Raw genomic sequence first — 11,643 nt, 5'->3', positions numbered from 1 at the left:
GGGCCAGCCTCCTACCCGATTTAGTATAAGGATTTGTATATTCCATAAGCAGCTTTAATGAGAAAAAATTCAATAAAATATCAAAAAATATTTATTGACCACATTGATCAATAGTAGGAAAAGAGATTTGAATATTTGATCATAAAAAGCCACTCGTCCGTAAAGAATGAGTGGCTTTTAACCGGTTTTCTATTCGCTTTAAAACAACTGTGCTACAAATTTAGGCACATTGTCCTTCGTAAACAATCCGTAAAACTCTTCTCCTTTTATGGTTTTAAATTTGACATAGTAGGCAGCTTTTCCATAACTGCTATATTGGATAAGCGCTTCTTGTATTGATTGTTTGTCTTCAACTCGAATAAATTGGAGGTTTTTCGGGTTTTTCAGGAAAATCTCCTCGGGATAATTGATGCTCTCTTCGCCTTCCTCTAGGGTTTCATTGGCTTTTGCAATTTCTAAGTATTGAAGATCATCAGACTGTATGCGTGCCTTTGAGAGATAGCCCTTCTCGTCCAACCATTTTTCCAATTGCACAAAGGATTTATTCCATTCGAAAGAGAAAAATTTATTATCATATTGGATACCTGTAGGTGTTAATACAATCTTAGGATTGCTAAAAGAGAACTCAATCGTTGCCCAAGAACTCCGCGTATCTATCATATCTTCATATTTCATGTTTAATATTTCTTGTTTTAAAATTTCTTTTAGTTCATTAATTTCATCAGGATTAGTAATAGTTAAATTCCTGCCTGTAAAACTAGACATAAACCTGACTTTATCAATCGGTTGGTCTAACTGATTGAGGAGATAGTGCTCTTTTTTATAGTGGGGAGACTCTATGACTGGTTTTAATGCTTCTTTGATTGATTCGACCGGAATGGTATATTCACGAACCATTAGATCCCCATTCTTTAATTGATAGGCAAAAACCATTTGTCGGCTAACCGTATAGTTGATATTAGGTTTGCCACGTAAGTTTTCTGGTTTTTTAGTCAGAATCTCTTGGTGAAGGGAACGCACTTGTTCGACAAATAATGGATCTTGATAAAAAATATCCTCATTTCGCTGCAACTTATCTCTTAACTCAAATCCAGCATTGCCAAAATAAACACCCTCGACTTCTTCTGGGCTCGGTAGTCTGATTTCATAACGAGTCACATCCATTTGAATACCAGTGAAAAGAATCGTTGCAGCAATCGAGTAAATAAGGAGTTCGACAAACGTTCTTTTAACAAATACTCTCCAGGTTTTTTGTAAAACTATTTCTGCCACGAAAAAGCCAATGATGGAGCCGATGATATACCCAAAAATTGTCCATCTTTGATCACGACTTTGGGTAGAGGCAAAATACATTCCAACCATTAACATCACGGAAAAAGTAACACCGTATTTAAAAATGGGTCGTAATAACTTAAAGGAAATAGCTTGTGTTGCCGTTTCAAGGTGGCGATACTTATATAGCAAATAACCACTAACAGCAAAAATAAGAATTAGTACAAGATAGATCACGGTTTCTCCGAAGGAAAAAGGACGATTTTCGCTTGATATGATTCGAATAATGGGAGACCAATCTTCTATTTTTGCTGAGGTCATATAGTTTTCAGGAAAACCGTATAAATATAAGCTTAAATGATAATTGATCAATCCCATAATTCCGGTAGGAAGGAATAGAAAAATATAGGTTAAGATCCCTTGTGCTACAGACATACCGGTCATAATGCCAACGAATGATGAAAAGATAAAAAAGAAAATCGTAAATAGTGTCATGATTCCCAACCATTGAAAAAAATCACTTGTCTTAAATTGTTCAGAGAAAGGAACAAAATAAGAAAGAAACCATGTCGTGATTCCTGTAATCCAAACTGCTGGAAGCAACATGAAAAAGCCGCTAACTAAATGGTTAAAGTAAAGACTTTCTCTTCTAATCGGTAAACTATGTATCATATCGGCCGATTCTTTCGTTTGTATATAGCGAAAGAGAAAGACCCCTGTAAGTACAGGTAGGATGAACAACAGGATCGCTTGGAATCCAAAATTGTAAAAATAAACGTTATCTATATATCGGTATTGAGTAATATATTGATTAGAAGCAAGCATCATCAGTTGTAAAGGCAAGGCGAATAGTAGGCCAATTAAATAGATGATCCCAATCCAACCGTGCTGTCTAAAATCCTGTTTGATGATTCCTATTTTAAAGAAGGACATTTTCGATTTCATAGCCGATATCCCCCATTTCATAGATAAAGATTTCTTCTAAAGTAAGTGGCAAAAGATCGAAGACCAACGGTTTGATGGATTCAATTTTTTGAATGATTTCCTCTTCATATCCTTTCACAATATAAAGGGAAATGCTTCCTCGTTTTTCTTGATAAAGCACCTTAAGATCAGCCATTAATTGTTCCTCATCTTCTGGTTTGGCATAGGCGATTTGGATCTTTAGCGTATCTGCTTTTAGGTCGTCAAGTTCTTTTTCAATAATAAGCTTTCCTTTATGCATGATCCCAACATGATCGCAAATATCCTCAATTTCTCTTAAATTATGAGAAGAGATGATGACGGTCATTTCCCGTTCAGCTACATCCTGAAAGAGTAAATTTTTAATTTTTTGTCGCATAACAGGGTCTAACCCATCGATCGGTTCATCTAAGATCAAGATATCGGGCATGCTAGATAGTGCGAGCCAAAAGGCAACTTGACGCTGCATTCCTTTGGATAAACGGTGAATTTTACGTTTTGGATCGATTTGAAAAACCTGTTTTAATCGTTCAAAACGTTCTTGATTCCAGTTAGGATAAAAGCTTTGGTAATATTTCGTCATTTGTTGAATCGTTGATTGTGGCAAAAAGTATAGGGAATCAGGAATAAAAACCACGCGCTCTTTAAGAGGGACATTTTCATAAATGGGTTCTCCATCAATTTGAATCGTCCCTTGATCTGGTCGGTAAATTCCTGCAAGTATTTTTAGTAAAGTGGTTTTCCCAGCTCCATTTGAGCCTAATAAACCATAGATCGAACCTTTTTTTACAGATAGTTGAAGCTGATGAATGGCTACTTCTTTGTCAAATGTTTTACTGACTTGTTGAACTTTGATCATCGATCTGTCCCCCCTCCGTCTTTCGTTTGGCTTCGTCAAACCATTCATTCAATTCTTTTTTGGTTAAACCAAGATAAATGGCTTCAGCAAGTAAATGGGTCAGTTGCAGCTTTATTTCTTTTAGCTTTTGCTGATTGGGCATTAAATCAATTGGCGCCACGAAATTTCCCTTTCCTGGAATAGAATAGATATAGCCTTGCCGTTCTAATTCACTATACGCCTTTTGAATCGTGTTTGGATTGATGGTTAATTCCTTTGACAACATGCGAACAGATGGCAATTTTTCATCTGGTTTTAGGATTTGGCTAATAATCGATTCTTTAATTTTGTCTACCAACTGTTCATAAATTGGTCTACGACTACGAACATCTAATTCAAACATTGAAGCCCTTCTTTCCCGATCCATCGATTGTTTTTCAGTGAAACATATGTATTAACTGTAATAAGAGTAATAGTACTGTTAATATTGTATGGGTAAAATCTTCATTTGTAAAGAGTGAATTGTTAAAAAGAATCAATTATGAAATTAATTCAATTAAATGATTTATCAGAATTTAACGTTAACCCGTTTTTATTACTATATAATGCGAATTACTTAACAGGAAATAATGATGCCAAAAGTGTTGCAAAATCATTAATCTACCCTAGGGTTCTAGGAACATCAATAAATACTTCCTTTGGGACTCAATTCCAATATTTTATTAGTAATACACTAAGTGGCTATGTCTCTGCAATTCAAGGACTTGATATTGAATTCGTCGATCAGATAGATAGCAGGAGGAAATATTGTCAACTAAAAGCTGGACCTAATACGATAAATAAAGATGATGTTCAAACTATAATCAACCATTTTAATGGTGTTAGAAATTTAGCTCGAACGATCGATTGTCAATTGGGTTAGATGATCTTGTTAGGTGTTCTTTATGGTAATGTTGAAGAATTAAGTACACATTATAAACGAATTAATGAACAATATCCGGTTATCGTTGGTCGTGAATTTTGGCATCGCTTAACGGGAAGAGAAGATTTTTATATGGAGTTAATTAACGCAATAGGTGAAGTTGCAATTGAAGTGGATGGAAGTGACTTACTGATCAGGTGATTGATCAATTAGCTGAACAGATTAGAGAAAAATGGGGATACAAATGAAGGCAAGAAAAGGGGCTCCCGATGTTTAATGGGAACCCCTATCGTCTTAAACGAGTATAAGTTCTAATTGCGCTGCCTTTTTTTCAATTTGTTCATTTGTTGGTTTAAATGATTGATGTTCTTTATATTTAACAGGATAAATCATGTTATTTTGTATCTCAATTTGATTAAGCATATTAACTAATGCCAAACCTACATGTTTTGCTAATTGAACAGGTACTGCATTTCCAATTTGTTTATATTGTTGTCCTAAAGAGCCTTCAAATTGCCAATCATCGGGAAAACTTTGTATTCTAGCATATTCTCTAACTGTAAATGGTCTAGTTTCTACAGGGTGGCAACGTTCAGTTTGTTTCTGTGCTGGTGAACAGGTTAAGGTTAAACTAGGCTCGTCCCATGAAAGTCGTCTAGCCATACCAGTTTTCCCACCCCCTAAGAAATAACTTTTACCCATGTATTCTTTTGCAATATTCTCAGGTAAATCCCTCCAGCAATCACCTGGTGGCACCATTTCTAGTATTTTTTTTTACTTTCAGGATAATTTATCCCTGGCGATGGAGGGACGTCTTTTAATATATCCTTTAATGTAAGAATATAGTTAAGAGGTTTTGGGAAATTGATCTCAATATCTCCTTCAATTACATTCCAATATGGCCGTTTGTGGAATATGTAATTGTTTGTTTTTTCTCTTTTGTGATAAGAATATCTTCTTTTGTTAAATTAAAGTACTTGCATAGCATTTCTAGATCATTGTCTTCTTGAATCATTCCTTCATTTATAATTGTTGATAGTCTATCATAGGGTATATTTAATTTGTCTGAAAGGTGATAGAAATTAGGAATGCTTCTTTTATGTAATATCTCTTTAAATTTTTTGGTGTTAATTTCCATTTACAATACCACCTTTTCTCCAACTAACTAGATCAATATCATTTATTAACATGATCATCTAGTTTGGTCCACAGAAAATTTTACTTCACACCAAGTTTAGAACGTTTGTTCCTGAATGTAAAGTATTTTAAAAAAATAACTTTTATTTTCTATTGAAATAACGAATTGACAAAAATTGACTTGAAATGATACATTGCAAGAAAGATGGATAAGTATAAGATAAGGGGAGAGGAAGATTGAATGCTAATTGATAGTTTAATCATCGGAGTGTTGATCGCGAAGCTTCGCGGTGGAAGGGTCTTAAATTTTCTAGACCTAGATATCCATTCGCCTGGGTTGATCATCCTTGCACTATTCATTCAGTTACCTATTATGTTCTTATATCCAAAATTTTTGTTCGTAGCAATGATTGTAAGCTACATTCTATTATTACTATTTCTTTATCAAAATAAGAATCTCCATGGATCGAAATGGGTTTTTATGGGTATCATTCTCAATATGGTCGTTATGTTAGCAAATGGAGGGAGAATGCCAGTAGATATGCGGGCGGCACAGGAGTTAATTCCTGAACATATTCCTTCCTTATTAGCTGGAACGTATGGAAAGCATATTGCGATGACAACCAACACCTCTTTTCGTTTTTTAGGGGATATTTTTTATGTACCGGCTCCATATCCACATCCTGTTGTGTTTAGCATTGGAGATGTGTTGATTAGTATTGGCCTTTTTATCCTCATCCAAAAAGTAATGGTAAAATTGAAGATGAATCATGAAAATAGATTAGAATGGTAAACAATTAAGTAGAAAAGATGAAAAGGAGAAAGTTCTGTTGAAAAAAGGTGTTATTAGTTTAGGTGAAGCGCTAATTGATTTTATTCCTGTTGATCAAACCAATACAACCTATCAAAAGAATCCTGGAGGAGCACCAGCAAATGTAGCTGTAGGCTTATCCCGTTTAGGAGTAAAGTCTGTATTTTTAGGTAAAGTGGGAAACGATGCATTGGGTAAGTTTTTAAAAGAAACCTTACATTACTATGGTGTAGATGTTTCTTCAATGTACTTAACCGATGAAGCACATACTGGATTAGTATTGGTGACGTTAGCTGAAAATGGGGAGCGAAGCTTCGAATTTTATATTAAACCTAGTGCTGACCTATTTTTAAAAGACAGTGAAATTTCCGAAGAGATATTTGAAAAATCAAAAATCTTCCATTTTGGGTCTATTACCTTAACCCGTGAACCAGCAAAAAGCGCAACCATAAAAGCTATACAACTAGCGAAGGAAAAAGGATTGATTGTCTCTTTTGATCCGAATTTACGCTTAGGGTTATGGCAAAGTAAAGAACAGGCAAGGGAAGAGATTATCTCTATGTTACCTGCTGTAGATCTGTTAAAAATATCTGAGGAAGAACTTGAATTTATCACAGGTGAGAATGAAATAAACACAGGTATTCAGCAACTAAAGAAATATAGAATTCCATTGGTGTTTATCACGCTTGGCGAAAAAGGGAGTTATACTGTTGTAAATGACAATATTATTCATGTTCCAGCAATGAAGGTGAATGCAGTAGATACCACAGGTGCTGGTGATGCTTTTGTCTCAGGCATATTATATTGGCTCAATGAATATGAAGGAGAACTAATGAAAATAACAGCAGAAGATGCAGAGAAAATGGCTCGTTTTGCTAGTGTTTCAGGAGGGTTAGCAGCTTCGATAAAAGGAGCAATGACTGCTTTACCAACGCTTAAGCAAGTTCAAAAAATACTAGGAAACCAACATGAATGAGAAGGTTACATATTTTTAAATGTAAAAAGAAGAATGAGAATGGTTAAAATGATGATAGTAATGAGTGATTTACTATATCGGTCACTTTTTCGCCGATGTCGCTTTGTGTTTACTCCAAGTGAAAAGATAGAAATGGCAAGTTGAGCGAAACTTAGATAAAAAACGATTTTTATCAGTGATTGATCCCAATCCTGGCGTACATCAAGATGAAGAATTCGAAAAATCTGGACCACGTCGTCTTTCTATCAAATTCGATTTTTTGTTCAAGATCATCACTTCCTTCGATTGATTTGTTCCTCAGTTTATCTTATGTTGCTGTTCATATTTCTGAATTTCTTAGGGGTTAATCCAGTATATTTTTTAAAGAGAGAAGAGTAATAGCTTTGATTACAAAAGTGGAATAACAAAGCAATATCAGAAATAGAGCTATCAGTGTAGAATAAGAAATATTTTGATTCCTCAATTTTTTTTGGTTAATAAATTCGATAAGGGAAGTACCAACTTCCTTTTTAAATAACTGAGATAAATAATTAGGAGTTAGATTAAATTGTAGAGCTATTTCGTGAAGAGATAGCTCTTGTAATATATTATCGTGGATATAAGATAAGACGCGATTGATTGTTTGGTTATATGTATTTTTTTTCTCTTCTTTTAGGGTGTTAATAAAGTGGGCTACCATTTCATACTCCAGTTCAGTCAGCCTCTTAGGATCATCTGCTCTTTCTAATTCTAAGATATACACATCGCTTAGGTTAAATGCAGTTTCTGGATGAACTCCGCCTTGAATAATCGCCCTTGTAAAAAGGGTACAGGAGCAGATAAGAGAATTTTTTAAAGAACGAATAGGGTGATGAGCTAATTTAGCCCTTTCTAGTGAATTGATTTTATTTAGTACGCCATATGCCTTCGTATAATTACCTTCTTGTATAGCGTTTAATAGCTGCTGTTCTAATAGATAAGGTGGATGGAGAAAGAATTCTTGTTGATTTTTTATTCTAGTCATCAAGTATTGGTTAATGATCGATTTGTTGATTGAGGTAATCATGATTGTCACCACTTATATTAAAATTTTGATAAATTTCTTAATATTTTAATATAATCTTATTGTTATTTTTATAAAATTCAAGTGTAAATACAAATAAGAGGATAATGAAGGGGGTTTATTTCATGAAAAAATGGCTGTCTATTATGATAGCGGTTACATTGATTTTTAGTTTGTTTTTGGTTGGCTGTAATTCAAGTACTGAAAACAAAGAGGGAGCAACTGATACAAAGCAAACAAATGAAACAAGTGGTACTACTGAAAAGGTGGTTCTAAAATTTGCTGCTCAAAATGATAACACCCCAGCTACTCAAGCACTCATTGATCAATTTAACAACAGTCAAGATAAGTATAAAGTAGAATGGGTACAAATGACGAATGATTCTGCGCAAATGCATGACCAATTGCTAACCTCTTTATCTAGTGGTTCTAGTGAATACGACGTTCTTTCTATGGATGTAGTTTGGGCTGGTGAATTTGCTGGCGGAGGTTATTTGCAACCGATCGATGTCAATATGAAAGATAGCGGCTTCAAGAAAGAAGATTTTAATGCTGGATCTATGGCTTCAGGTAACTATAAGGGAAAACAATACACATTGCCATTCTTCCCAGACTTAGGATTACTTTATTTCCGTAAAGATATTGTCAGTCAAGAAGATGCCGCAAAATTAGAAAGTGGAAGTTATACTTATGAAGATTTAGGTAAAATGGCAGAAAAATATACTGGTCAAAAGAATACAAAATATGGTTTTGTTTATCAATCAAAACAATATGAAGGCTTAACAGTTAACGTGACAGAGTTTACAAAATCGTTCCAAGATATTAAGGGCGGATTAGAGTTAATGTACTCATTTACAAATGCTCCTTGGGCCGCTAAAGATATTTTAAACTATACCGAGGGTGAAACACATACGAATTTTGAACAAGGTAATGCAGTGTTTGCTCGTAACTGGCCATATCAATTTGGTCGTATTAAAGGTAAAGAAAGTGGTGTTACAGTCGATGTGAAAGATGTAGGGATTGCACCACTTCCAAATGGAGGTTCTGTTGGTGGCTGGCTTTTAGGCATCAATAAGAACTCTAAAAATGTTGACGGAGCATGGGAATTTATTAAGTTTGCTGCTGGTCCTGAAGGGCAGAAAATCATGTCTACAAAAGGTGGATATTTACCTGGATATAATGCTTTACTAGAGGATCAAGAAGTTATTTCAGCAAATGAAATGTTAGGCTTTGAAGGGTTTAAAAAAGCACTAGCAACCACCATTGCTCGTCCTGTATCTCCTGAATACTCTAAGGTTTCAGATACGATTCAAGTAGAGGCAAATAAATACCTAAGTTCTGGCAAAGATCTAGATGCTATTGTGAAGACGATCCAAGATGCAATCAATCAATAATCAATAAAAATAACCATAATGTAGGAAAGGCTCTAATCCGATTAGGGCCTTTCCCTGCTTAAGGAACCATTTCCTTTATACTTATAGAATGAATGTTCCAATATCTAATGCACAAGGAATGGGAGTGACCCTGATGAAAAAGAATGGAATACAGGGGTATTTATTTACATTACCTGTAATCATGCTGATTGCTGTTTTTTCTTTATGGCCAATCTTACAATCATTTGTTTATACCTTTTTTGACTATAAACTAAACGATCAACAAAAATCAGGTTTATATATAAGCGAACGATTTAACTTTGATATGTTTCAAGAATCGCAAATGTATGTAAAGCTCTTTCTTGAAGAAGATCGGCCTTCTATTACGGATGTTAGTGATCAAAATAAAGTAGATCAATTGATTCAGAGAATAGAAACAGTTGAAAATGAATTTATAGGGAAAAAAGGGGTACAAAAGATTAACGGGACAGAAAAGGAGAAAATTTTATCTTTGTATGATGAGATTAACGCAACCGTTTCTGACCTAACTCAAAAATATCAATTACCAAATGGCGAAAATCTAACCTTAATCATGCAGGATTTAAAAAATAGTATCATTCCTTCTAATTTTATTGGTTTAAAAGGGTACAAAGAGATCTTATCAGATAAACGTATGGGTACAGCTCTTATCAATACGATCATTTTTACAATCATATCTGTCTTTTTTGAATTCATTTTAGGCCTTCTCTTGGCATTGATTATGAATAAAGCCATATCAGGCCAAGGACTGATACGAACAACGTCTTTAATTCCCTGGGCGATTCCAACTGCTGTTGCCGCCTTAATGTGGGGATACCTTTATGATGGTAGTAGTGGAATTGTTGCAAATTTTTTCCAGAATATTGGACTAGTTGACGACTCTAGGGAACTACTGCTTAGTATTTCCGGGGCAATGTTCTCCACTATTTTGGCAGATGTATGGAAAACGACCCCTTATATGGCTTTACTATTATTAGCAGGGCTACAAAATATTCCATTATCTTTGTATGAAGCTTCTTCCATTGATGGAGCGAATAAAATTCAGACCTTTTTCCGCATTACGCTTCCACTTTTGAAGCCATCCATATTGGTAGCTTTACTGTTTCGTACATTAGATGCCTTCCGTGTGTTTGATTTAATCTATGTTTTAACAGGTGGAGGACCCGGCGGAGGAACGGAAACACTCTCGATTTATGGATATAAAGTCATGTTTGCCCAGACCAACTTTGGCTATGGTTCAGTAATTGTGATGGTTATGTTTGTGATTGTGGCGATTATTGCAACGATTTATGTAAAAGTGTTGGGTACAAATTTAATGGAGAAAAACTAAAGGAGGGAATAAAGATGAGCAGACCAAAGAGTAAAATGATGATTATAGTTTCCATTTTTGTTGCTTTCTATTTGTTTGCAATGGTATTCCCATTTTTCTGGATCTTTATCACCTCCTTTAAAACATCAGGTGAGATCTTTGGTGACGGTGCTTTTCGTGTGATTGCAAAAGATCCAACACTGCAAAACTATATCACGATCCTGTTTGAAAAGGGCATATTGACCGCAATTAAAAATAGCTTTATCGTTGCTACCACAACAACAATCTATATCGTTGCTGTGGCAACATTAGCTGCCTATGCGATCTCACGTTTTGAATTTAAAGGTAAAAATTTGTTGTTGGGGTTGATATTAGCTGTGTCGATGTTTCCACAGATGATCGTCGTTGGCCCAGTCTATAATTTATTCCTAAAATTAGGTTTGACTAACACTTATGCTGTGGTTTTGCCCTACTCAACGATTACCTTGCCAATGGCAGTTTGGATTTTAGTTACACATTTTAACCATATTCCTCTTGCCTTAGAGGAATCAGCAAAAATTGATGGGGCAGGACCACTAAAAACGTTATTGCGAATCGTTTTTCCATTAGCTGCACCCGGTGTGTTTACAACAGCTATTATAGTATTTATCGCAGCCTGGAATGAGTTTTTATTAACGATTACGCTTAACTCTAACCAAGAATATCACACGGTACCAGTGGCCATTTCCTTTTTACGAACCCAGTTTGAAATTCTTTGGGGGGAGGTTGCGGCAGCTACGACCATTGTAACCATCCCAACATTGATCATGGTTCTCTTCTTCCAGAAACAAATTGTCTCTGGATTAACATCTGGAGGGGTTAAAGAGTAAACTTCACCAATAAAAGTGACTACACTCAATCTTTCTTTATCATGAAAAAAAGGCAGAAGTTGTTCCTTTGGACAACATTTCTGTCTTTTTTT

11 protein-coding genes and 2 pseudogenes are annotated in these 11,643 nt (G+C 35.0%); 6 read left to right on the top strand and 7 right to left on the bottom strand.

Translation table 11 applies throughout. The features are described from left to right. Window positions 1-198: 198 nt before the first annotated feature. Genes U473_RS12330 through U473_RS12320 form a run of 3 tightly spaced genes read right to left on the bottom strand, consistent with a single transcriptional unit; the run spans window position 199 to window position 3,476 of the window. The gene (locus tag U473_RS12330; RefSeq protein ID WP_068726834.1) at window positions 199-2,217 is read right to left on the bottom strand and encodes a DUF6449 domain-containing protein; all 2,019 of its coding nucleotides are present in this window, start codon (window positions 2,215-2,217) and stop codon (window positions 199-201) included. Continuing rightward, window positions 2,192-3,094 (bottom strand): ABC transporter ATP-binding protein, encoded by a 903-nt coding sequence (locus U473_RS12325; protein WP_068726832.1) that lies wholly within the window; start codon window positions 3,092-3,094, stop codon window positions 2,192-2,194. The genes U473_RS12330 and U473_RS12325 overlap by 26 nt, the downstream gene beginning before the upstream one ends. Next, a complete protein-coding gene (locus U473_RS12320; RefSeq protein WP_068726829.1) occupies window positions 3,069-3,476 on the bottom strand; it encodes a GntR family transcriptional regulator in 408 nt (135 codons plus the stop codon). The genes U473_RS12325 and U473_RS12320 overlap by 26 nt, the downstream gene beginning before the upstream one ends. Before the next feature lie 138 nt (window positions 3,477-3,614). Here U473_RS12320 and U473_RS12315 point away from each other — a divergent pair. Continuing rightward, window positions 3,615-4,196 (top strand): annotated as a pseudogene (locus U473_RS12315) (PmeII family type II restriction endonuclease). 93 nt (window positions 4,197-4,289) lie between these two features. On the opposite strand, the gene U473_RS15750 reads toward U473_RS12315, so the two are convergent. Further along, on the bottom strand, window positions 4,290-4,658 hold the full coding sequence (locus tag U473_RS15750; protein WP_407701929.1) for a DNA cytosine methyltransferase: 369 nt from the start codon (window positions 4,656-4,658) through the stop codon (window positions 4,290-4,292). A gap of 223 nt (window positions 4,659-4,881) precedes the next feature. Then, window positions 4,882-5,133: a helix-turn-helix domain-containing protein gene (locus U473_RS12300; RefSeq protein WP_068726823.1), complete on the bottom strand. Its 252-nt coding sequence runs from the start codon at window positions 5,131-5,133 to the stop codon at window positions 4,882-4,884. A 240-nt stretch (window positions 5,134-5,373) separates the two neighbouring features. Here U473_RS12300 and U473_RS12295 point away from each other — a divergent pair, with 240 nt between their 5' ends. After that, window positions 5,374-5,925 carry a DUF5317 domain-containing protein gene (locus tag U473_RS12295; protein ID WP_068726820.1) on the top strand — a complete coding sequence of 184 codons (552 nt, stop codon included), beginning with the start codon at window positions 5,374-5,376 and terminating at the stop codon, window positions 5,923-5,925. Between the two features lie 37 nt (window positions 5,926-5,962). Next, complete coding sequence (locus U473_RS12290) at window positions 5,963-6,919, top strand: aminoimidazole riboside kinase (protein WP_068726818.1); 957 nt, start codon at window positions 5,963-5,965, stop codon at window positions 6,917-6,919. A 302-nt stretch (window positions 6,920-7,221) separates the two neighbouring features. Here the strand turns inward: U473_RS12290 and U473_RS15550 are convergent, their stop codons facing one another. Both U473_RS15550 and U473_RS15545 read right to left on the bottom strand, forming a co-directional pair. Beyond that, window positions 7,222-7,326: an AraC family transcriptional regulator gene (locus U473_RS15550; protein WP_321164172.1), complete on the bottom strand. Its 105-nt coding sequence runs from the start codon at window positions 7,324-7,326 to the stop codon at window positions 7,222-7,224. Window positions 7,327-7,451: 125 nt separating this feature from the next. Further along, a pseudogene (locus tag U473_RS15545) lies at window positions 7,452-7,598 on the bottom strand (hypothetical protein); the annotation flags it as partial. 488 nt (window positions 7,599-8,086) lie between these two features. Between U473_RS15545 and U473_RS12280 the strand changes: the two are divergent. From U473_RS12280 to U473_RS12270, 3 genes are all read left to right on the top strand, one after another. Further along, window positions 8,087-9,355 (top strand): extracellular solute-binding protein, encoded by a 1,269-nt coding sequence (locus tag U473_RS12280; protein WP_068726816.1) that lies wholly within the window; start codon window positions 8,087-8,089, stop codon window positions 9,353-9,355. A gap of 133 nt (window positions 9,356-9,488) precedes the next feature. Beyond that, on the top strand, window positions 9,489-10,703 hold the full coding sequence (locus U473_RS12275; RefSeq protein WP_068726813.1) for a carbohydrate ABC transporter permease: 1,215 nt from the start codon (window positions 9,489-9,491) through the stop codon (window positions 10,701-10,703). A gap of 14 nt (window positions 10,704-10,717) precedes the next feature. Beyond that, window positions 10,718-11,551, top strand: coding sequence for a carbohydrate ABC transporter permease (locus U473_RS12270; RefSeq protein ID WP_068726810.1), 834 nt, complete (start codon window positions 10,718-10,720; stop codon window positions 11,549-11,551). Window positions 11,552-11,643 lie beyond the last annotated feature (92 nt).

Source organism: Tepidibacillus decaturensis (assembly GCF_001561915.1).
Taxonomy (GTDB): Bacteria; Bacillota; Bacilli; order Tepidibacillales; family Tepidibacillaceae; genus Tepidibacillus_B; species Tepidibacillus_B infernus.
Note: the sequence above shows the minus strand (reverse complement) of the source record. Positions and strands in the feature narration are given on the sequence as shown.

Bases quoted from the DNA above. Each gene is read 5' to 3' on its own strand.
- U473_RS12330 (WP_068726834.1), bottom strand. From the start codon at position 2,217: ATGAAATCGAAAATGTCCTTCTTTAAAATAGGAATCATCAAACAGGAT.
- U473_RS12325 (WP_068726832.1), bottom strand. From the start codon at position 3,094: ATGATCAAAGTTCAACAAGTCAGTAAAACATTTGACAAAGAAGTAGCC.
- U473_RS12320 (WP_068726829.1), bottom strand. From the start codon at position 3,476: ATGTTTGAATTAGATGTTCGTAGTCGTAGACCAATTTATGAACAGTTG.
- U473_RS15750 (WP_407701929.1), bottom strand. From the start codon at position 4,658: ATGGCTAGACGACTTTCATGGGACGAGCCTAGTTTAACCTTAACCTGT.
- U473_RS12300 (WP_068726823.1), bottom strand. From the start codon at position 5,133: ATGGAAATTAACACCAAAAAATTTAAAGAGATATTACATAAAAGAAGC.
- U473_RS12295 (WP_068726820.1), top strand. From the start codon at position 5,374: ATGCTAATTGATAGTTTAATCATCGGAGTGTTGATCGCGAAGCTTCGC.
- U473_RS12280 (WP_068726816.1), top strand. From the start codon at position 8,087: ATGAAAAAATGGCTGTCTATTATGATAGCGGTTACATTGATTTTTAGT.
- U473_RS12275 (WP_068726813.1), top strand. From the start codon at position 9,489: ATGAAAAAGAATGGAATACAGGGGTATTTATTTACATTACCTGTAATC.
- U473_RS12270 (WP_068726810.1), top strand. From the start codon at position 10,718: ATGAGCAGACCAAAGAGTAAAATGATGATTATAGTTTCCATTTTTGTT.